This is a genomic window from Falsibacillus pallidus, assembly GCF_050990905.1.
GTDB lineage: Bacteria > Bacillota > Bacilli > Bacillales > DSM-25281 > Falsibacillus > Falsibacillus pallidus_A.
This window is the reverse complement of the sequence record NZ_CP158866.1, coordinates 3,018,073-3,039,616: the sequence shown is the minus strand read 5'-3', so window position 1 is coordinate 3,039,616 and position 21,544 is coordinate 3,018,073. Positions and strand designations below refer to the sequence as shown.

Genomic DNA, 21,544 nt, shown 5'->3' with positions numbered 1-21,544 from the left:
TTCCGATTTAACAAAGTTTATCTTACATAATGCAAAATAAAAAAGCAAGAGTTTAATCTTTCTTGCTTTTAAAGAAACCTGGCCATTTATTGGGGACATCGTCAAATCCACCTGGATGGAATGGGTGGCACTTGCCGATTCTCTTAATTGTGAGCCATCCGCCTTTTAGTGCTCCAAATCGCTGAACGGCTTCAAGGCCATAATGCGAGCACGTTGGATGGAATCTGCATGAAGGCGGTTTAATGGGTGATATAAATTTTTGATAAAATCGAATGAGTTTCAAAAACAGAAATTTCATAAGCGAATTTCTCTCCTTCACTAGCCTTTAGTATACCATGGAAAGTATGAACGTTAAAATTCGATAATTCATATAAATATACTAGGAATTAAAGATGTGTTATAATGTATTCGAATGAAAATGAAATAAGGGAGTGGAATTAATGCCTTCAGTAGAAAGTTTTGAATTAGACCATAATGCTGTCAAAGCACCTTACGTCCGTCATTGCGGTGTCCATAAAGTTGGAACAGATGGAGTTGTAAATAAATTTGATATCCGATTCTGCCAACCGAATAAGCAGGCAATGAAACCGGATGCCATTCATACACTCGAACATTTATTGGCATTCAACATCCGTAAATATGCAGATCAATATGATCATTTCGATATTATCGATATCTCTCCAATGGGCTGCCAAACAGGCTACTATTTAGTTGTAAGCGGTGAGCCTTCTGTAGAGGATATCATTGACTTAATGGAGTCTACAATGAAAGAAGCGGTTGAAATCACTGAAATTCCTGCTGCAAATGAAAAGCAGTGCGGCCAAGCGAAGCTTCATGACCTTGAAGGTGCTAAACGCTTGATGCGTTTCTGGCTGGACCAAAGCAAAGAAGACTTGAAGCAAGTATTTGCTTAATATTCAAAGACACAAAAAAGATCCGTCCATTTTTAGGACGGATCTTTTCTTTCTTCATCCTGGATATGTTCTTTTTCTACTATTTCTTCTTCATCCAAGTCCGCTATGCTGTTTTCGTCGCTTTTTCCCGCTGGCTTTTCGGTGATGGGGTCTACTGTATGCTGATATTTATAGGCTTTTGATGTGGTCACTACAGCCAGAAGAAGCACGATGAGAACGATGATAACTGCAATGACAATCATGGTTATGACTAATCCATTCATTTTAAATTGCCTCCTGTCATTTCTCTGGCTATAAGTTTATCATGCCCATTCGGAATTGCTACAGCAATTTCTATCATTTTCAACAAATTCCACCTTTTTCAAATAAAATTTGATACTATTGAAAGAAGGAGGGGATACAATGACTTTGTCTTCCATGATGGGTGCCCAAGTATCGGAATTAAGGCATACACTTAATTTGAATTTGCTGAAAAGCCAAATGGCGACTGAAACAGCCCAAGCTGTAGTCATGCTCCAGAAAATGGCGCCGCCAGCCGCTTCATCACCACATCCGTATAAAGGGATCGCTGTGGATGTAAAGGCTTGAGAACTGCCTATAAAATAATTCCCGCAGACATTCAGGATTTCCTGAACGCCTGCGGATTTTTTTTTGAGAAGAAAATTATCAGTGAAATTTAATGAAGATGCCTGATGTAGTTGGGATCTATGCTTTTGCCTTCTTTGCGCGCGAATTTTTCCTTTAGCGTCTCCAATAAATATTGACGGATAAAGTATTCTAATTCATCGTTTCTCATATCCTTGACAATCGACATCAGCTCTTCGCGGTCAAAATGTTCAAGAACAGTAAATGTAATGGTATCCAAATCTTCTTCGTCGCCAGAAAGCCGATCTCTATACATTGCAAATAGTTCATCAACTAACCTCATTTTCAAACTTCCTTTCTGTAAATTAGGTATATATTTATGGGACAAATTATCAAACCATTTTGTTCTTCCATCATACTATGTAAGAAGTAATTATTAGTTTTTATATATTATATATACCCTGTTAGGAATAAATTAATCTTTTGAAGCAGGAGAAGGCGGTTGTTTGCATTGAAAATCATATTACCCATTCTGGCATTGACCGGGGGAGTGTTCACATCTACGTTTTTAGGGGCTTGGAATCCATTGATATTGACTCTTTTATGCGCGATTGCTATTGATTATTTAACAGGACTTGTTGCTTCAGCAATTGAAGGAAGACTTTCCAGTTCGGCTGGTTTTAAAGGCATCCTTAAAAAAATAATCATTTTTAGCATAGTAGCTGCAGCACATTTCCTTGATTTGATCCTGAAAACAAATGACCTCCTCCGTGATGCGACCATCCTCTTCTATCTCTGCAATGAAATCATTTCCATCCTGGAGAATGCGGGGAGGGCAGGATTGCCGCTGCCGGACTTCATTAAAGACAAACTTGAATTGCTGAAGAAGAAAAACAATAAAAAGGAGTAGTCAGTATAAATTCACTAATTTTGTGGGAAACGAAAGGTATAACCCGCGGAAGGTGGAAGAACTGATGAGTGATGAAAAGAAGACCTATTACATCGAAGTGGGGAGTGGCGAGATTTCATCCAGTGCCACTGATTCTCCATGGAATTTTAAAATTGAAGCAACGGACGAAGAAATCACACAGTTGAGGGAGATCTTTGATTCCAATTATTCAACGGGATGGCAAGGATTTCTTAGATCCCATGTCCCATATATTCAATACCACTATGATCGTGAAAATGATGCCTATGATCGAAACCTTCAGCAGATCTACCAAATGATTCATGATCTTGGCGATGATGAGGCACGCACTCACATAGAATCCATGGGGATATTAGAAGCTGATCCTACAAAGGATGAGAAATAAAACAAAGAAGCGGACGCTGCTACAGTAAGCGTCCGCTTTTTATGCTTTTTAAAATTTTAAAAGTTGACTTCCTGTGCATTATCCAGGATATCCTGCGGCACTGTGATGTTCAAATTTTTGTTGTAATCTGAGTAGGTCCCTTTCATCTCTTGTTTCATCTGGAGGGATTGAGTATCATCAACTTTCATTTCGATATCTGTTGTCATGTTCAATGCATCTGTCAAGAATGTTTCTTTATTGATGAGAATTTCGTACTCAGCTCCATTGAACTTGATATTTTTAAGCATTCCTTCATTTTCCTTCAATTGTTCAGGCATCATTTGATTCATGGAATCCTTTAATAATTGGTCGAATTTATCGCCGGAAGCCTTCAATTTTAAAATGAAGTGTTTATCATCCTGTTCAAATGAAAAATCATCTGCATACTGTTTCAGCTTCTTCAATTCGTCGCCCGGATTTGTTTGATAATCAGACATTTGCATGATCTGATCTGAGAATTCTTTCGGCATCTTCATCCATTTTTGCTGCGTTGGATCGAACATGAAAAATCCATCTTTTGTTAAATAAGACTCAGTTTCATAATTTTGAAGTGCATCATTGCCCGCGTCACCAGATGCATCTCCCATTTCCATTTTCATTTTCTGATGAAGGGAAAGCGGTTTTTGAACCATTTCCATTTCTATATGGGAAACAGTCTGAATTGGAGCGGATTGCTGGCTGCTTTCCATATGCTGCTTTAAATCCATTACAGCCGACAAACTTTTTACGTCTTTTGAAGCATCTAATGATTTTTCAAAAACTTGTTCTAATGTTAAAGTACTTTTAGAATCTTTTTCTGAGGATTCCTTTTTTCCGGAATCCACTTGCTTGGCCGTTTGGTTACACGCTGCCAGTGAAAATACAAGCACCAGCATCACGATGGCCGAAGTGATTTTTTTCAAAATGAACAACTCCTTTTTATTGATCCATACCTCTTTACGAACGAATTGGAAAAATGTTTCATAAAAAGGATATTTAATCCTTTATACCCAGTTCATACATAAGGATAGCATACTAAGAAAGGGAAATTGGTAGCTAAATAATGGAAAAATTTCTAGATTTGAATGGAAATACCGTAAAACTATGTTTCGAACGAGATTGTTTTAATGAAAGTGCAAGCCACGTTTTTGTTATTAGCCGATTCAATGGGGAATGGCTGCTGACGAATCACCCGAAACGGGGATTGGAATTCCCGGGCGGAAAGCAAGAGGCTGGTGAAACAATAGAAGAAGCGGCAAAAAGGGAAGTCTTTGAAGAAACAGGGGGAATAATCGGCTTCCTTACATATGTAGGTGAATACAAAGTGGAAATCACTGAATCCGATAAACAATTTGTCAAAGCCATCTTTTTCGCTGAAATCGAGACGATTCATGAAAAGGATGATTATATGGAGACAAAGGGGCCAGTCCTGATTTCTGGTAATATACTGGATCACTCACAAACTGAACAATATAGTTTCAACATGAAAGACAGGGTGCTGCCTTTGTCCTTGGAAGTGTTGAAGAGCAGGGGAGTTTTAATGGATTAAAATGAAAATGCACCATTCAGCGATGGTGCATTTTCTAATGGATATTCAATCCCTATCATCTTTGATTAATTTCTTTTCCAGCAGTGCAACCAGCTGATACATAATCGTTGCAAACACCGCGATCAGCAATAGCGACAGCAGTACAAGGCTGAAGTTGAATACCTGGAATCCATAAATGATCATGTATCCCAATCCGCGGGAGGAAACCAGGAACTCCCCGACAATGACACCTACCCATGAAAGCCCGACATTCACTTTCAATGTTGAAATAATGCTCGGAAATGAAGAGGGGAGGACGGCATCGCGGAAAATTTGCCATCGATTGGCTTCAAATGTCTGCATCACCTTAATATAGTTGGGATCAGTTCCTCGAAATGCTGTATAAATGACAATTGTGGTGATGATGACTGAAATGATGGTTCCCATTGCAATGATGGATGTGAGCCCAGGACCCAAAGCGACTATAAGTATCGGACCCAGAGCCACTTTAGGCATGGCATTCAAAATGACCAGATAAGGATCCAGGATTTTGGATAAAATAGGGGACCACCAAAGGATGGCTGCAAATAAAGTCCCTAAAAGGGTCCCCAGAAGAAAGCCAAATATGGTTTCAGTCACCGTGAACAGCAGGTGATTGAACAGGCTCCCATCCTGGATTTTTATTAGCAGCAAATCCCATACTTTTGAAGGTGAACTGAATATCAACGGGTCGATCCATTCATGACGGCTTGCTGTTTCCCATAGAAAAAAGAACAGGATGAAGATGCATACTTGATAGAAGCGCACCCATTTTCGTTCAGTCTTCAATTTTTGTTTGAATTCATCATGAAGGAGTGCTTGTTGGTCTTGGGCCGCTTTCAAGGCTCTCCAACTCCTTCCAAATAGTCTGGAACAGTTCTGAATATAAAGGATGGCTTCTGCTTTGAAATGGAGTAAGGTTTCTCAATTCTTCCGGAATCGTAAAAACTTGATGTAGACGTCCTGGCTTTGCTGAAAATAGAAAGACACGGTCGCTCATGGAGATGGCTTCGCCTATATCGTGGGTAACTAGGATCGCGGTCTTTTTGTACATTTTTAACGTCTCGAATACAAGGTCCTCAAGCTTTAATTTTGTTTGATAATCAAGTGCAGAGAAGGGTTCATCAAGAAGCAGAAGCTTAGGATCGACAGCGAGCGTCCTGGCCAGGGCGGCCCTTTGGCGCATCCCTCCTGAAAGATGTCTCGGAAACTGCTTCTCCACACCTTCAAGTCCGATCTCATTTAACAGCCCGAGTGCTGCGGCTCTCGTTTCATTGTCCAATTGATTCATCAGCTTCAAGCCAAGCAAAATATTTTCTTCAATGGTCTTCCAAGGAAAAAGATAATCCTGCTGAAGCATGTAGCCGATTGAAAATCGTTTTTTCTGCAATGGATCATTTTCAAGGTATATGCTCCCGGAAGTAGGCTGTATCAGCCCTGAAATGATAGAGAGCAAGGTTGTTTTTCCACACCCGCTTGGGCCGAGGAAAGAGATGAATTCTCCTTCCTCCACTTCAAAGCTGATATCCTCAAGCGCTTTAATCGCCGTTTTTGGGGTAAAATAACTGTGGTGAATCTGGACGGCTTTCAGGAAGCTCATTTTCGGATGCCCCCTTATTTTTTGATTACTTTTTCTGCAATGGACGTATTGACAAGAGTGCTATGGTCAATTTGTTTTGGCAGCTCGCCTGCTTCATTCATGATGTTCTGAAGGTTATTCCATTCATCTTCATCCAATATCGGATCTGTGGCATATGACCCTTGGGACTTATAGCGGTCGACTACGGTTTCAATCAATCCGAGGTCGGTATTTTCGAAGAATGGTGCGATGACTTTTGCCGTTTCAGCTGCACTGTGGCTGTCTACCCATTGCTGTGCCTTATAGATGGCGCGAGTGAATTTTTCTACTGTATCTTTGTTCTTCTTCATATAGCTTTGCTTAGCCATAAAAGTCGTGTAAGGAACATGGCCGGATTCTTTTCCAAAGGAAGCCACAATATGCCCTTTTCCTTCTTTCTCAAAAATGGAAGCAGTAGGTTCGAATAATTGGACGAAGTCGCCTGTTCCGGAAGCAAACGCGTTAGCGACATTGGCAAAGTCAATGTTTTGAATCAAGTTGAGGTCCTTATGTGGATCGATTCCATGGTTTTTAAGAACGAATTCCCCGACCATTTGGGGCATTCCGCCTTTTCTTTGCCCAAGGAAAGTGGTCCCTTTAAGCATATCCCAGTTGAAGTTTTCGATTTTATCCCGTGAAACAAGGAAGGTTCCGTCTGTCTGGGTCAACTGTGCGAAGTTGATGACCGGATCACTGGACCCTTGGGCATAAACGTAGATACTGGTTTCAGAGCCAACCAATGCAACATCGGCACCGTTGGAAATAAGAGCCGTCATCGTTTTATCTCCACCAGGGGTCGTGGTCAATGTTACATCCAGTCCCTCGTCTTTAAAAAATCCTTTTTCGATGGCCACATATTGTGGTGCATAGAAGATGGAGCGCGTCACTTCTGCAATCCGAACTTTCTTAAGTGATTCTTTTTTATCACTGCAGCCTGCAATAGAGAAAACCAACATGGCTGAAAGCAAAATGGTGAGGCCTATTTTGATTTTCTTCCTCATAAATAAATCCCCCTATGTTCTGGCAATGCCAGACATCATGATACATGCCTATAAAGCAAGATACGATATCGTATGAAACTAGCAAAAATGTGTGAATGCCTATAAAAAATAATTCGAAAGGATGAGGGCATAGAATGATGGATTCATTGAAACTCATAAGCAAGCAGAAATTCCCTTCACCTAATCCAAAGGTACGCCTCTATATGGTTGAGTACTTTTCTTCAGGATTAAGGGTAAAAGGCTTGATGGCAGAACCAGATGACGATGAGCGGCACGAGGGATTCCTTTATCTTCGCGGAGGCATCAAGCGGGTGGGCATGGTGAGGCCGGCAAGGATTGCGCAATTTGCTGCAGAAGGGTTCATTGTGTTCGCCCCCTATTATCGCGGAAACGAAGGCGGGGAAGGAAATGAAGACTTCGCAGGCGATGATCGGGAAGATGCCTTTTCCGCATTTGATTTGCTAAAAGATCACCCGCGTCTCAAAGATAATAGAATTCATGTCTTTGGATTCTCCAGGGGAGGTGTCATGGCCCTGTTGACAGGGATCCACAGGCCGGAAACTTCATCCATTGTAACGTGGGGCGGGGTTTCAGATATGCATTTGACTTATCGTGAGAGAAAAGATTTGAGAAGGATGATGAAAAGGGTGATAGGGGGTACCCCTAATAAATTCCCGGAACGCTATGATTGGAGGACGCCGATCCATGATCTTGAGCATCTTATGGCCCCGGTACTGATCATTCATGGTGCATTGGACCAGAATGTATCTGGGGAGCATGCAAAACGTTTGGAAAAACAATTAAAAAAGCTGGGTAAATCCCATGAAACATGGTATTTTAATGAATATACACATTATTTTCCGCCAAGTGTCAATCGGCAAGTGGTGCAAAAATTGACCTCATGGATGAAAAGCCAGTAGCGTTCTTCATAAAGTCAAAATCTGTTGGAAAAGGAGAATGAATCATTATGGGGATGCCATTAGAATTCAATACGATGATCGTAACAAAAGGAAATGAAAAAAGGCTGGAGGAAAACATGTTTTCCTTGGTAAAAGATGGATACAGGATCTATCCCCTCGATATCCCGATTGAAGTAAAGCGCACGAAAGATGGCGAGAGCACTGGGATTGCAGTGATCCAAAAACTTGAAATGCAAGATGATAAAACGATGATCATTTATCAACTCATTTCGTTATACACTACAAATTGAGTGAGTACATAAGAAAAGCTGTGCCGGCTGATGAAGTATCTAAGAGGCTGGTGCGGGGGGAAGATGTTGCTGCGTTTTCTGCGGGAGCGTCTTTTTTTTGTGTTTTTTCATGTGGGATCAGGATTAGTGTGGTTCTGATAAAAGGAAAGTGGGTCGGTTAGATCAAAAAGTTGCGAGATAAACTTGAAAACTGAGCCAGTCGCCCCCGAAAGTGTGGAGATAAATCGTAGAAGTGGGCCGGTCAGTGCGGAAAGTGGGGAGCAAATCAGGAAGGAGGCATGCAAAATCGACCCTAATTCCAATAAAAGGAAAGTTGAGCGGTGATGCGCAAAAGTTGCGGGGTTAACCGGAAAAGTGCGGCGGTTGCGCCTAAAAGTTGAGCGGTTAACCCGAAAAGTGCGGTGGTCAACGCCAAAAGTACGGAGCAAATCCCGCATTTGGAGCACCAGATGGACGGAATAGGCAGATGATACGGTCCATTTCATATGCTTTTGGCAAAAATTCGCGCAAAATCGCGGTCAGTAATTCCAAAAAAAGGAAAATGAGCTGGTTAACCCCAAAAGTTGCGAGATAAACCGGAAAAGTGCGCCGGTTCTCCCCGAAAGTGTGGAGATAAATCCGAAAAGTGGGCCGGTCAGTGCCGAAAGTGGGGAGCAAATCAGGCAGGGGGCATGCAAAATCCTGGACCCTAATTCCAATAAAAGGAAAGTTGAGCGGTGAAGTGTAAAAGTTGAGGGGTTAACCGGAAAAGTGCGGCGGTTGCGCCTAAAAGTTGAGCGGTTAACCCGAAAAGTGCGGCGGTCAACGCCAAAAGTACGGAGCAAATCCAGCGAAGGCTTGCACACCCCCCATTTGGAGCACCCAATAGACGGAAACAGCAGATCAAGGGGTCCATTTGATATGACTTTGCAAAAATTCGCGCAAAATCGCGGTCAGTAATTCCAAAAAACGAAAAATGAGCCGGTTACCTCCAAAAGTTGCGAGATAAACTTGAAAACTGCGCCGGTTCCCCCCGAAAGTGTGGAGATAAATCCGAGAAGTGGGCCGGTCAGCCCCAAAAGTGGGGAGCAAATCGAAATCCCGCCCCGACCCCGACCCCGTGCCCTCCCCGCGCCAAGGAAAGAAGGCAGCCCCCAACTAAAAAGAGAGCAGCCAATATTACGGCTGCTCTCTATCTCTTTATTTCAGCGGTCCACCCAATTCAGCAATCTCTGTTTTGACATTGGCGAACTTTTTGAAGTTTTCCTGGAATTTGCTGCTTAGTTCTTGTGCTTTTTTCTTATATGCTTCTTGGTCTAACCATGTTTTGTTCGGTTGAAGGACATCATCCGGAACACCTGGGACGTGGATTGGAACGGACAATCCGAAAATGTCATCCTTGACAGTCTCTACGTTTGTCAATTCACCTTCAAGGGCTGCCTGTACCATTGCGCGTGTATAGCTTAGTTTCATGCGGCTTCCAACACCGTACTCTCCGCCGGTCCATCCAGTATTCACCAAGAAGACCTGGACGTTATGCTCACTGATTTTTTTGCCAAGCATTTCCGCATATTTTGTTGCTGGAAGCGGAAGGAATGGCGAACCAAAGCATGTTGAGAAGGTAGCTTGCGGAGATGTGATTCCGCGTTCTGTGCCGGCAAGCTTGGATGTATATCCGCTTAAGAAGTGGTACATAGCCTGCTCTTTTGTTAATCTGCTGATAGGAGGCAGCACCCCGAACGCATCTGCCGTCAAGAAAATGATTGTGTTTGGATGACCGGCAATGCTAGGCTCTACGATATTATCGATGGCTTGCAGCGGATAGGCTGCACGAGTGTTTTCTGTAAGAGTCGTATCATCATAGTCTGCCACTCTTGATTTTGGATCAAGCATGACGTTTTCTAAGACGGATCCGAAGCGGATAGCATTGAAGATCTGCGGTTCCTTCTCTTCAGAAAGGTTGATGCACTTGGCATAGCATCCGCCTTCGATATTGAATACTCCGTTTGAAGACCAGCCGTGCTCATCATCACCGATTAAGCGGCGGTTCGGATCGGCAGACAAAGTAGTTTTCCCTGTTCCGGAAAGACCGAAGAAAAGTGCTACGTCGCCTTCCAGCCCAACGTTTGCAGAGCAGTGCATTGGAAGGATGTCTTTTTCAGGAAGCATATAGTTCATCACGGAGAAGATGGATTTTTTCATTTCTCCGGCATATTCTGTACCACCGATCAAGACTGTACGGCGTTCGAATGATACGATGATGAATGTCTCTGAGTTAGTGCCATCCACTTTCGGATCAGCAAGGAAGGTAGGAGCCGAAATCACAGAGAATTCTGCTTCGTGGCTGCGAGCCTCTTCCTCAGTGGGACGGATGAAAAGCTGATGTACAAATAGGTTGTGCCATGCATATTCATTTACCACCCTGATTGGCATGCGGGATTTTGAATCAGCCCCTGCGAAGCCGTTGAAGACGAAAATTTCATCTTTTTCTTTCAAGTGATCAATTACTTTATTATATAAACGATCGAATGCTTCTGAAGAAATCGGGGTATTCACGCTGCCCCAGTCAATTTTATCGCGTGTGGAAGGTTCATCGACGATAAACTTATCTTTAGGGGATCTCCCTGTATATTTTCCTGTTTCTGCCCGGACTGCACCAGAGGAAGTCAGTACACCTTCTTTACGGTTCAGGACTTTTTCCACGAGCTGTGGAACAGATAGCTGCATTTGAATGTTATGACCGTTTAAAAGTTCTAATAATTTATTTGAGATGCTTACTGAACTCATACAGTATTAACCTTCCTTTATCGAATTATTTTAAGTAAACGTTTTCTTTCTCGAGAATTAGTATAACACATTTATCGCATTAATCTATACTATTGGTGTCCAATTTTTTTGATTGTTTTTGTTTTGTAACATTTTTTGAATTATATGTAAAAGATAAGCAGTCTTCTTGGGAGAATGATATATATATAGGAAGAAACCTCGAAGATAAACTATCTTTCTATCAAAAAAATGTTAGAAAAGGACAATCCTTATTTTAAGGGAATGTCTGAAATATTCCAAGCTTCTTTCTTCCATTAAATTCTTAAATAAATATTGCGAAAGTTATTGACGCTTATGATGCAGTACGTTATGATTTTACCTTGAACGGATACTCTTATCCTGAGCTGGTGGAGGGACAGACCCTGTGAAACCCAGCAACCTGCTCAACTGAAAACAGCTTTGTTTTTTGAGAAAAGGTGCTAAACTGACGCAAGGTGCAACCTTGAACGATAAGGGTGAAAGGCTCGATGATGCAATCAAAACCTTTCCTCACATTATACAAAGGGAAGGTTTTTCTTTTTGTGTAAAAATATATCGCGTCTTAGCTTACATGATATGACATGCTGATCTTGATAAAGTATCAGCGTTTATTTCATACTACTAAGGGAAATGAGTACCGTGAAACGAACTTAAGCAGAAAAAGGATCGTTTCAGCCGGATGCGGTAAGCAAAAGGCTCCTCGCTCTGCAAATTAATAAGGAGGAACATTGATGTCAACAAAACGCCGTTTATTTACATCTGAATCTGTAACTGAAGGTCATCCGGATAAAATCTGCGACCAAATTTCAGATTCCATTCTTGATGCAATCATTGCAAAAGATGCCAATGCTCGTGTAGCATGCGAAACTTCAGTGACAACTGGACTTGTCCTTGTCGCAGGGGAAATTACAACAAGTACGTATGTGGATATTCCGAAAATCGTTCGGGAAACCATTGCAAATATCGGATATACTCGTGCAAAATATGGCTTCGATGCTGAAACTTGTGCGGTATTGACTTCCATTGATGAGCAGTCTGCAGACATCGCTATGGGTGTTGACCAGGCATTGGAAGCTCGTGAAGGCCAAATGACCGATGAGGAAATCGAAGCAATCGGAGCAGGGGACCAAGGTCTTATGTTCGGATTTGCCTGCAACGAAACGAAAGAATTAATGCCATTGCCAATCTCTTTGGCTCATAAATTATCCCGCCGTTTGACTGAAGTTCGTAAAGAAGAAATCCTTCCTTACCTTCGTCCGGATGGAAAAACTCAAGTAACTGTGGAATATGATGAAAACGATAAGCCTGTCCGCATCGACACGATCGTAATTTCTACTCAGCACCACCCTGAAGCGACACTTGAGCAAATCAAGCGCAACTTGAAAGAATACGTCATCGATCCTGTTGTTCCAAAAGAATTGATCGATGAAGAAACAAAATACTTCATCAACCCGACAGGCCGTTTCGTAATCGGAGGCCCTCAAGGGGATGCTGGATTGACTGGCCGTAAAATCATCGTTGATACTTACGGCGGATATGCACGCCACGGCGGTGGTGCATTCTCCGGTAAAGATGCGACTAAAGTTGACCGTTCTGCTGCTTACGCTGCACGCTACGTTGCAAAAAACATCGTTGCTGCAGGATTGGCAGATAAAGTGGAAGTTCAGCTGGCGTACGCAATCGGTGTAGCACAGCCAGTATCCATCTCTGTGGATACTTTCGGTACAGGAAAAGTTTCTGAAGATGTATTGGTTGATGTAATCCGTGATAACTTTGATCTTCGACCTGCCGGGATCATCAAGATGCTTGATCTTCGCCGTCCTATCTACAAGCAGACTGCTGCATACGGACACTTCGGACGCAATGATCTTGATCTTCCTTGGGAAAGAACAGATAAAGCGGAAGCATTGAAAACTCAAGCATTAAGCTAATTGAAACCCAGTGAATAAAAAGTGGAGCTGCTAATAATGCAGCTCCCTTTCTTGTATTTCAGAATATATAGAAGGTCTGAAATCTTTTATACATGAATGTCGTCAAACTGTGGAAAGTACTAATAATTCCCGTATGAATTTTGAGGATTTGAAACTGCATTTTTAGGGAAAAAGTGATACTATAGGATAGTATGAATTCAGGCATAACGTGTCTTTTGACGGTTGTCTGGACATGATCCAGTTTTGTATGATGGAATTTGTTATAAAAAAACCTTATTGGAGTAGGTGCTACATAATGTGCGGATTTATTGGTTGTGTACATGATCAGGCTGTCGAGCTAAGCGAAAAAGATCAGCAGCTTTTCAAAAATATGAATAACATTATTACCCACCGTGGTCCGGATGACGACGGCTACTTTGCGGACGGACATATTCAGTTCGGATTCCGCCGCTTAAGCATCATTGACTTAGAAGCTGGCCATCAGCCTCTTACTTATGAAAATGAGCGCTATTGGATTATTTTTAATGGTGAAATTTATAATTACGTGGAACTTCGCGAAGAGCTTTTAAACAAGGGTCTTACATTCCAGACTTCATCTGATACGGAGGTCATCATTGCTCTATACAGCCATATGAAAGAAAAGGCAGTGGAAAAGCTGCGCGGCATGTTTGCCTTTGTCATTTGGGACAAAGAAGAGCAGGTGTTGTTTGGTGCAAGGGACCATTTCGGAATCAAGCCATTCTTCTATAAGGAAGATGGAAACCGTACGTTCTTTGGCTCAGAAAAGAAGAGCATCCTCTTAGCAATGGACGAGGATGTGCTAGACTACGAATCTGTCCAGCATTATATGACATATCAATATGTCCCTGAACCAAAAACGATGACCAAAGGGATCCTGAAGCTTGAGCCGGGCCATTATTTCACGAAGAAAATCGGTCAGCCAATGGACATCAAGCGCTATTGGAAAGCTGCTTTCCACCCGGTATCAAAGCCTGAAAATGAATTTATCAAAGAGATTAAAGATGTTCTTTTCGATTCGGTTAATATGCATATGCGAAGCGATGTGCCTGTAGGCTCCTTCCTTTCCGGAGGGATTGATTCATCCATCATCGCTTCCATTGCAAAGGAATACCATCCGAATATCAAAACATTCTCCGTCGGATTCGAACGCAATGGCTTCAGTGAAATCGATGTTGCCAAAGAGACAGCCGACAAGCTTGGTGTTGAAAATATCAGCTATGTGATCACACCGGAAGAATACATGAAGGAGCTTCCTAAAATCATGTGGCATATGGACGATCCTTTGGCAGATCCTGCCTGCGTACCATTGTATTTCGTTGCCCGCGAGGCAAGGAAGCATGTAACGGTCGTTTTATCAGGTGAAGGCGCGGATGAATTGTTCGGGGGCTATAATATTTATCGCGAGCCTCAATCGCTTGAGGTATTCAATAAGATTCCTGATGCGGGTAAAGCGATGCTCCGTTCATTGGCGAAAATCCTTCCTGAGGGCGTGAGGGGAAAAAGCTTCATCGAACGCGGTGTCACCCCAATGGAAGAACGCTACATCGGAAATGCAAAAATGTTCACCGAAGAAGAAAAACGCGAGTTATTGCCGAAGTATAGAACAGGACTGGATTATACCAATATCACAAAACCTCTATACTCAGAAACATTCGGCTATGACCCGGTTGATAGAATGCAATACATCGATATCCATACTTGGATGAGAGGGGATATCCTCTTAAAAGCGGACAAAATGACGATGGCGAACTCACTGGAATTACGTGTGCCATTCCTTGATAAAAATGTGTTCGATGTCGCTTCAAAAATTCCGACAAGCTTAAAAACAGCGAATGGGACGACGAAATATATCCTTCGCAAAGCAGCAGAGGGCGTTGTCCCTGACCATGTCCTTACAAGGAAGAAGCTTGGATTCCCTGTACCGATCCGCCATTGGCTGAAAGATGAAATGAACGAGTGGGCGAAGAACATTATCCGTGACAGCGAAACGGATCATATCATCAATAAACAAGTGGTGTTGAATCTGCTTGAAGAACATTGCCAAGGAAAAGCGGATAACAGCAGAAAAATCTGGACAGTCCTTGTCTTCATGATCTGGCATGCTGTCTTCAAGGAAAACAAGTACGATTTTCAAAACCAATTCAAAATAAAAAAAGCAGAAACTGTACAACCTTAATCAAGAAGTAAGGAAGCAGTTTTACTGCAATTGCACCCAGGTTGGGATGAAATCCTTCCTGGGTGCTTTTATTTTGCCTATTTTTTGTCCATGGAAAGAGACTTATAATATTGTCCTTTCTCGGCATATTCCCTTGAAATCCGCTCCATTTCACTGATATCATGTTCATTCAGTTCACGTATCACCTTTGCGGGTCTTCCAAATGCGAGTGTATTAGGCGGGATGACTTTCCCTTGCGGAATGAGGCTCCCTGCTCCAATAAATGCCCCTTCCCCGATCTCAGCATTATCAAGGATGATTGAGCCCATGCCAATGAGTGCCTTTTTACGGATTTTGCAGCTGTGCAATATGACCTGATGTCCGATCGTCACTTCATCCTCCAGAATCAAGGGATTCCCGGGGCTTTGATGAAGGACGGAATTATCCTGGATATTGACCTTATTGCCGATGATCGTAGGGGCGACATCACCCCTAATGACGGTATTGAACCAGATGCTTGAGTATTCCCCTATCTGTACATCGCCGGTTACAGTAGCAAAGTCAGCAATGTAGGCAGTATCTGCAATAATGGGGGATTTGTCTTTGTAAGGATAAATCATGAGTAAGCTTCCTCTCTTGATGGGATATTAACGTTAACCAAATTTTAACGAAAAACTTAGATCTTGTGTATTTTTTTTCAATTGGGAATATAATTTTTATAATCTACGCGGGTTTAGTATAATCATAAGAAGATACAAAGGAGGAAGTAACATGTGGAAATGGGAAGCAGACGGTTCCGCTAAAGCAGTCATCGTCATCGTGCACGGAGCGATGGAACATCATGGGCGCTATGGCTGGCTGATTGAAATGTGGCGTTCTTCAGGCTATCACGTGGTGATGGGGGACTTGCCGGGCCAGGGAATGACATCCAGATCCCAGCGAGGGCATATCGATTCCTTTGATGATTATATTATTGAGGTCAAAGATTGGATCCAGGCAGCCTATCAGTTCGATCTGCCTGTATTTTTGCTTGGACACAGCATGGGCGGCTTGATTGCGATAAGGACCATCCAGGAGCATAAACTTAACCTTGCAGGTGTGATCCTTTCATCACCATGTCTCGGTCTTGTCAAATACCCGCCAAAGATTGTCGGTATGATTTCCTATGGATTGAATACCATTATGCCTACAGTCAAATTCCCTAGCGGATTGACCATTGATATGGCAACCAGGAATGAGGAAGTAAGGGAGATCGATGTGAACGATACCCTTTATGTCACAAAGGTTTCAGTCAGGTGGTACAGGGAGCTTGTACACGCTATGAAGCTTGCGTTCGCTAATATGTCAAAAATTCCTGACCTGCCCCTTTTGGTTATGCAGGCAGGAGATGATAAAATAGTCAATAAGACTGTCGTGAAAGATTGGTTCAATCAAGTTCCTATGTCCGAGAAGCATTTCAAGGAATGGACCAAATGCTATCATGAAATCTATAACGAACCAGAGAGAGAAGAAGTTTTTGCTTACTCAAAAAGCTTCATCGATAATCGTCTACGCTCTTTGGGCTATGTAGTGGAATGAGGTGAAATCATGTCAATTCCTTCTCAGCCTTTTTCATTGATGAATCAGGTATACCGAAAAGTTTTTCCGATTGTTCACAGAGAACTTGCCATCTGGAAGGATAAGGCGGAAGCTATACCAAATATAGAATTGCGAAATCAGGCACTTGCCAGCATTGAACATAAAACCTTTCATTGCGAGGGCGGTTCCATCATGGCTTTGCTAGCGATGCAAGAAAGAGAACAAGCGATCAAATTCATCGTGGCCTATCAAACCATCAGCGACTACCTGGACAATTTGTGTGACCGGAGCACATCATTGGACCCCGATGATTTTGCTGCCCTTCATGAATCCATGAGGGATGCCTTGACAGTAGGAGAGCCCGTCAAAAATTACTATAGGCTGCGGCAGGACCAGGAGGATAATGGATACTTGGCATCTTTGGTGAAGACTTGCCAGGATGTATTAAGTGAGATCGGCCCCTATGCTGATATTAAAAAATATCTTCTGGAACTTTGCCAATATTACTGTGACCTGCAGATACATAAACATGTCAGGGTCGAAGAACGTGAAGGACGGCTGCAAAAATGGTTTGACGGATACAAAAGCCAGCTTCCGGATATGGGCTGGCACGAATTTTCAGCTTGTTCTGGATCCACCCTGGGGATTTTTTGCTTAGTATCATATGCTCTAAGAAGCGATTTTCGGACAGAGTATGCTGAGATAATCAGAAATGGCTATTTTCCTTATATACAGGGGCTGCATATTCTTCTTGATTATTTTATCGATCAGGAGGAAGACCGCGATGGAGGGGACCTTAATTTCTGTTTTTACTATGAAAATGATGAAAAATTGCTGGAACGCTTGAAACATTTTGTGGCGCAGGCGGATAAATATACCGAAAAGCTGCCGCATCAGAAGTTTCATAAGCTGATTAACCGTGGATTGCTTGGCGTCTATCTATCCGACGACAAAGTCCATGAGCAGAAGCATATCCAGACCATCGCGAAGAAAATCATGAAAGCTGGTGGAGCTATCAGCTACTTTTTCTATTGGAATGGCAGGATGTATCGTAAAGTTCAGAAGGCTATCCCGGCAGGACTGGCAAAAACATTAGCAAAATAAATAGAAACTGATAGAAGAGAGGCGTCTTTGGATGCCTCTCTTTTCTTTTGGTTCTTTTGTCTTATTTTGTAAAAAACAGGTAGTCCATTTGCATCATTTTTCATCAGAAAAGATGGATTTTTCTGAATTATATATTAATATCTATCATATAAACAAATATTTACATCAAAGGGGGAAAAAAGATTGAAAGCAAAGAAAGTTCTTTCAATGGCCATGGTAGCTGCCCTAAGTCTTGGGGCGTTCGCACTGCCGGGCAGCAGCTATGGGAAGCAGGCAGATGTTAAGACGGCAGCAGCACAATCAGCAAGATCAGATTATTCAAATGGCGGTCCGGTTGATTTGGCGGTTGCCAATCAGGACAAGCTGATTGAAATGCTGAAAAAGGATGGAGTCATCTCCAAAAATGCCACAGCTGAAGAAGCTGAAAAGGCAGTGAATAAATTTCTTCAGAAGAAAGCAAAGAGTTTACAGTTGAGTGGAACGACTGAAGGAGAATTGAAAAAAGACCAAGAAAAAGTGAAAGATAAAGCAAAAGAAAATTTGAAGAAGCATAAAGGAATCACACAAGGAAAAGGAAATAAAAAAGGCCACACAAAAGACAATGTGGATAAAGTAAAGGAAGAAAAATTCAACGGTACGGAACGTAAGGATAAAGTACTTGTCCTAATGGTCGAATACCCTGACTTCCCGCATAATAACATCGGGCCGGATGAGTCCGATATGTATTATAAGGATTACACACAGCAGCATTATCAGGATATGATTTTCGGGGATGATGGCTATACCGGTCCGGACGGACAAAAATTCATCTCCGTCAAACAATATTATGAACAGCAGTCAGGCGGCAGCTATACCATCGACGGCCAGGTAGGCGGATGGTATATGGCGGAGCATCCGGCAGCCTACTATGGCGGCAATGGCTCAAACGGAAGCGATGCCAATGCCAGGGCGCTCGTTAAAGAAGCACTTGCTGCTGCGGCAAAGGATCCAAATGTCAACTTGGCTGACTATGACCAGGAAGACCGCTACGATCTTGATGGCGACGGCAACCTTCGTGAACCGGATGGACTTGTTGACCATTTAATGGTCATCCATTCTTCTGTAGGGGAAGAAGCGGGCGGTGGACAACTGGGTGAAGATGCGATATGGTCCCATCGCTGGAATCTTGGACAAGTAACCCCAATCAAAGATACAACGGCAGAAGTTCCATACTGGGGCGGTGAAATGGCAGCCTATGATTATACAATTGAACCAGCTGATGGAGCTGCTGGAGTATTCGCACATGAATACGGACATGACTTAGGTCTGCCGGATGAGTACGATACTCAATACTCTGGCGCTGGTGAAGCAATCGGATACTGGTCCATCATGGCTAGCGGCAGCTGGTCAGGAGCTGTGCCTGGAACAGAGCCTTCCGGATTCAGTGCATGGTCCAAGGAATTCCTTCAAGCAGCACATGGCGGCAACTGGCTGAAAGCAGCAGAGGTAAACCTTGAAGATATCGATAAAGATGGCATGGAAGCATTATTGGATCAAGCGAATACAAAAGGTACAAACCTTGATGCTTTGAGAGTGAATCTTCCGAAGAAAGAAACGGTAGTCAACACTCCATATAGTGGAGATAGTGAATATTTCAGCGGAAGCGGCAATAACCTTGATAATTCTTTGGCATTTGATCTTGATTTAACAAATGGATCATCTGCAGCCTTGAACTTCAAAACATGGTACCAAATTGAAAAGGATTGGGACTATGCTTCTGTTCAGGTAAGAGAGAAAGGTACTGATGAATGGGCTACAGTGGCCGGGAACATTACAACCACTGCTGATCCGAACGGACAAAACCCAGGCGATGGAATTACGGGAAGCTCAGACGGCTGGGTGGATGCTCAGTTTGATTTAAGCGCTTATGCAGGCAAAAATATGGAAGTCAAATTGAATTATTTGACAGACGTTGCTGCCGCTGAACCAGGATTCTATGTAGACGATTTATCTGCAACAGTAGATGGAAAAGTTGTATTATCCGATAATGCTGATGGTGAACAAGCTGTTGCATTAGACGGATTCACAAAGGATAACGGAATTAAATTGACAGACCACTATTATTTGCTTGAGTGGAGAAACCACCAAGGCGTAGATACTGGACTTGCTCATCTTCGCCGAGGAAATAGCCTGATGGAATATGATCCAGGTCTCGTCGTATGGTACGTGGATGAAAAATATGATGACAACTGGACAGGCGTCCACCCAGGAGATGGATTCCTTGGAGTTGTCGATGCAGATCAGCATGCGCTGAACTGGAGCGATAAAACGGTTGCTTCCACACGCTACCAAATCCATGATGCTGCATTCAATATCCATAAATCAGATAAAATGTTCTTGGATTATACCGATCTTTTAGGAATCACAATGAAAGATAACCAAACAAAAGAAAATCCGTTGTTTGATGACGGTAAGAATTATTCCAATAAAGCTCTTCCTGATGCTGGACGCAATGTACCGGATTATGGCTTGAAAATCCGCGTTATTGGCGAAAGTTCAGACCAGTCAGTCGGAAAAGTATTGATCTACAAATAAGGTTTTATCAAAAGATGGCAGGAGTAAATCCTGTCGTCTTTTTCTTTTTAAAAGCAGTTTATTGGACATTAACTTTCCTGCACAAGATAATAATAAGTGTATATACAACTTGAGGAGTTGAAAAAAATGTCCATCAAATTAAGCATCCTCGACCAATCCCCGGTTTCAGAGGGAATGACAGGTGAGGAAGCATTAAAAAATACAGTTAAACTGGCGCAGCATGCAGAGAAGTTGGGCTATGAGCGATTTTGGGTATCTGAACACCACGATACACGTACACTTGCAGGATCATCTCCTGAAGTCCTCATTTCTCATATTGCTGCCAAGACCGAAAAGATCCGGGTTGGCTCCGGTGGAGTGATGCTGCCACATTACAGCGCATATAAAGTAGCTGAGAACTTCCGTGTCTTGGAAGGACTGTCCCCGAACCGGATCGACTTAGGGCTTGGCAGGGCTCCCGGTGGAATGCCGAGGGCTTCGATCGCCCTTCAGGACGGGAATTACCGTGATATTGACCGCTATCCTGAGCAAATTGATGATTTGCTTCATTACTTGAACGATTCTCTTCCTGCTGAAAGCCGGCTCCACGGGTTGAAAGCAAGTCCGCTTATCGAAACCACCCCTGAAGTATGGCTGTTAGGCTCCAGTGCTTCCAGCGCAAGACTTGCTGCTGAGAAGGGGCTGCCTTATACATTTGCCCAATTCATCAATGGTGAAGGCGGGGAAAACTATACAAGGATTTACCGCAATAACTTTAAGCCATCCAATCATTTGAATGAACCGAAGAATATGGCTGCCGTTTTTGCCATTTGCGGGGAAACGCCAGAGGAAGCAGAGAGAATGGCTTCCAGCCTGGACCTTTCTCTTCTAATGATTGAACAGGGCATGTCATCAACCGGGACTCCAAGCCCCGAGAAAGCGGCAGCATATCAATACAGTCCATATGAACTGGCTAGGATCAAAGAAAATCGAAGAAGGATGATTGTTGGAACACCTGAAGAGGTGAAGGGAAAACTCGAACGACTAAGTGCTGCCTACGAAACGGATGAAATCATGCTCGTGTCCATCATTTACAGCGTCGAAGACAAAATGAAATCATTCCGCTTAATTGCAGAAGCAATAAACAACTGACGAAAAAAGACACAAGGCTTGGGAAGAATCCCTATGCCTT

General features: G+C 42.8%; 22 protein-coding genes and 1 riboswitch. Of the genes, 13 read left to right on the top strand and 9 right to left on the bottom strand.

The features are described 5' to 3' along the window. Positions 1-52: 52 nt before the first annotated feature. Positions 53-298 (bottom strand): membrane protein insertion efficiency factor YidD, encoded by a 246-nt coding sequence (gene yidD / locus ABTV07_RS15925; RefSeq protein ID WP_433743933.1) that lies wholly within the window; start codon positions 296-298, stop codon positions 53-55. A 142-nt stretch (positions 299-440) separates the two neighbouring features. Between yidD and ABTV07_RS15920 the strand changes: the two genes are divergently transcribed. Then, on the top strand, positions 441-914 hold the full coding sequence (locus ABTV07_RS15920) for an S-ribosylhomocysteine lyase (RefSeq protein ID WP_114745232.1): 474 nt from the start codon (positions 441-443) through the stop codon (positions 912-914). A gap of 32 nt (positions 915-946) precedes the next feature. On the opposite strand, the gene ytzI is transcribed toward ABTV07_RS15920, so the two are convergent. Beyond that, positions 947-1,177 (bottom strand): YtzI protein, encoded by a 231-nt coding sequence (gene ytzI / locus ABTV07_RS15915; RefSeq protein ID WP_433743930.1) that lies wholly within the window; start codon positions 1,175-1,177, stop codon positions 947-949. A gap of 139 nt (positions 1,178-1,316) precedes the next feature. Between ytzI and ABTV07_RS15910 the strand changes: the two genes are divergently transcribed. Then, positions 1,317-1,502: a hypothetical protein gene (locus ABTV07_RS15910; RefSeq protein WP_433743927.1), complete on the top strand. Its 186-nt coding sequence runs from the start codon at positions 1,317-1,319 to the stop codon at positions 1,500-1,502. 88 nt (positions 1,503-1,590) lie between these two features. Here the strand turns inward: ABTV07_RS15910 and ABTV07_RS15905 are convergent, their stop codons facing one another. After that, a complete protein-coding gene (locus ABTV07_RS15905; protein WP_433743925.1) occupies positions 1,591-1,842 on the bottom strand; it encodes a DUF6154 family protein in 252 nt (83 codons plus the stop codon). 168 nt (positions 1,843-2,010) lie between these two features. Here ABTV07_RS15905 and ABTV07_RS15900 point away from each other — a divergent pair, with 168 nt between their 5' ends. After that, positions 2,011-2,409 carry a phage holin family protein gene (locus ABTV07_RS15900; RefSeq protein ID WP_433743922.1) on the top strand — a complete coding sequence of 133 codons (399 nt, stop codon included), beginning with the start codon at positions 2,011-2,013 and terminating at the stop codon, positions 2,407-2,409. A gap of 64 nt (positions 2,410-2,473) precedes the next feature. Continuing rightward, positions 2,474-2,812 (top strand): hydrolase, encoded by a 339-nt coding sequence (locus ABTV07_RS15895; protein ID WP_433743919.1) that lies wholly within the window; start codon positions 2,474-2,476, stop codon positions 2,810-2,812. Between the two features lie 56 nt (positions 2,813-2,868). Here ABTV07_RS15895 and ABTV07_RS15890 read toward each other — a convergent pair whose 3' ends face one another. Continuing rightward, positions 2,869-3,753, bottom strand: coding sequence for a DUF6612 family protein (locus tag ABTV07_RS15890; RefSeq protein WP_433743916.1), 885 nt, complete (start codon positions 3,751-3,753; stop codon positions 2,869-2,871). Between the two features lie 140 nt (positions 3,754-3,893). Here ABTV07_RS15890 and ytkD point away from each other — a divergent pair, with 140 nt between their 5' ends. Next, positions 3,894-4,379: an RNA deprotection pyrophosphohydrolase gene (ytkD, locus tag ABTV07_RS15885; RefSeq protein ID WP_433743913.1), complete on the top strand. Its 486-nt coding sequence runs from the start codon at positions 3,894-3,896 to the stop codon at positions 4,377-4,379. A 45-nt stretch (positions 4,380-4,424) separates the two neighbouring features. On the opposite strand, the gene ABTV07_RS15880 is transcribed toward ytkD, so the two are convergent. The 3 genes from ABTV07_RS15880 to ABTV07_RS15870 are packed head-to-tail and all read right to left on the bottom strand — an operon-like array spanning position 4,425 to position 7,016. Beyond that, positions 4,425-5,240: an ABC transporter permease gene (locus tag ABTV07_RS15880; protein ID WP_433743911.1), complete on the bottom strand. Its 816-nt coding sequence runs from the start codon at positions 5,238-5,240 to the stop codon at positions 4,425-4,427. Continuing rightward, a complete protein-coding gene (locus tag ABTV07_RS15875) occupies positions 5,203-5,997 on the bottom strand; it encodes an ABC transporter ATP-binding protein (protein ID WP_433743908.1) in 795 nt (264 codons plus the stop codon). The genes ABTV07_RS15880 and ABTV07_RS15875 overlap by 38 nt, the downstream gene beginning before the upstream one ends. 14 nt (positions 5,998-6,011) lie before the next feature. After that, complete coding sequence (locus ABTV07_RS15870; RefSeq protein WP_433743905.1) at positions 6,012-7,016, bottom strand: ABC transporter substrate-binding protein; 1,005 nt, start codon at positions 7,014-7,016, stop codon at positions 6,012-6,014. 137 nt (positions 7,017-7,153) lie between these two features. On the opposite strand from ABTV07_RS15870, the gene ABTV07_RS15865 reads away from it, so the two are divergent. Together ABTV07_RS15865 and ABTV07_RS15860 are read left to right on the top strand one after the other, a co-directional pair. Beyond that, complete coding sequence (locus ABTV07_RS15865) at positions 7,154-7,936, top strand: alpha/beta hydrolase family protein (RefSeq protein WP_433751300.1); 783 nt, start codon at positions 7,154-7,156, stop codon at positions 7,934-7,936. A gap of 47 nt (positions 7,937-7,983) precedes the next feature. After that, the gene (locus tag ABTV07_RS15860; RefSeq protein WP_433743902.1) at positions 7,984-8,226 is read left to right on the top strand and encodes a DUF2584 domain-containing protein; all 243 of its coding nucleotides are present in this window, start codon (positions 7,984-7,986) and stop codon (positions 8,224-8,226) included. Between the two features lie 1,179 nt (positions 8,227-9,405). Here ABTV07_RS15860 and pckA read toward each other — a convergent pair. Beyond that, on the bottom strand, positions 9,406-10,992 hold the full coding sequence (gene pckA / locus ABTV07_RS15855) for a phosphoenolpyruvate carboxykinase (ATP) (protein ID WP_433743899.1): 1,587 nt from the start codon (positions 10,990-10,992) through the stop codon (positions 9,406-9,408). Positions 10,993-11,362: 370 nt separating this feature from the next. Further along, positions 11,363-11,487, top strand: a riboswitch (SAM riboswitch). A 254-nt stretch (positions 11,488-11,741) separates the two neighbouring features. Here pckA and metK point away from each other — a divergent pair. Continuing rightward, a complete protein-coding gene (gene metK, locus ABTV07_RS15850) occupies positions 11,742-12,941 on the top strand; it encodes a methionine adenosyltransferase (RefSeq protein ID WP_433743896.1) in 1,200 nt (399 codons plus the stop codon). Positions 12,942-13,236: 295 nt separating this feature from the next. Then, the gene (gene asnB / locus ABTV07_RS15845; RefSeq protein ID WP_433743893.1) at positions 13,237-15,138 is read left to right on the top strand and encodes an asparagine synthase (glutamine-hydrolyzing); all 1,902 of its coding nucleotides are present in this window, start codon (positions 13,237-13,239) and stop codon (positions 15,136-15,138) included. A gap of 77 nt (positions 15,139-15,215) precedes the next feature. Here the strand turns inward: asnB and ABTV07_RS15840 are convergent, their stop codons facing one another. Continuing rightward, entirely contained in the window at positions 15,216-15,737 is a 522-nt protein-coding gene (locus ABTV07_RS15840) for a gamma carbonic anhydrase (RefSeq protein ID WP_433743890.1), read from the bottom strand. A 151-nt stretch (positions 15,738-15,888) separates the two neighbouring features. Between ABTV07_RS15840 and ABTV07_RS15835 the strand changes: the two genes are divergently transcribed. From ABTV07_RS15835 to ABTV07_RS15820, 4 genes are all read left to right on the top strand, one after another. Then, entirely contained in the window at positions 15,889-16,695 is an 807-nt protein-coding gene (locus ABTV07_RS15835; RefSeq protein ID WP_433743887.1) for an alpha/beta hydrolase, read from the top strand. Between the two features lie 9 nt (positions 16,696-16,704). Further along, on the top strand, positions 16,705-17,799 hold the full coding sequence (locus ABTV07_RS15830) for a tetraprenyl-beta-curcumene synthase family protein (RefSeq protein ID WP_433743884.1): 1,095 nt from the start codon (positions 16,705-16,707) through the stop codon (positions 17,797-17,799). A 183-nt stretch (positions 17,800-17,982) separates the two neighbouring features. Beyond that, on the top strand, positions 17,983-20,373 hold the full coding sequence (locus ABTV07_RS15825) for an immune inhibitor A domain-containing protein (RefSeq protein ID WP_433743881.1): 2,391 nt from the start codon (positions 17,983-17,985) through the stop codon (positions 20,371-20,373). A gap of 126 nt (positions 20,374-20,499) precedes the next feature. Then, positions 20,500-21,504, top strand: a complete 1,005-nt coding sequence (locus ABTV07_RS15820) for an LLM class flavin-dependent oxidoreductase (protein WP_433743879.1) — start codon at positions 20,500-20,502, stop codon at positions 21,502-21,504. The last annotated feature ends 40 nt before the right edge of the window (positions 21,505-21,544 follow it).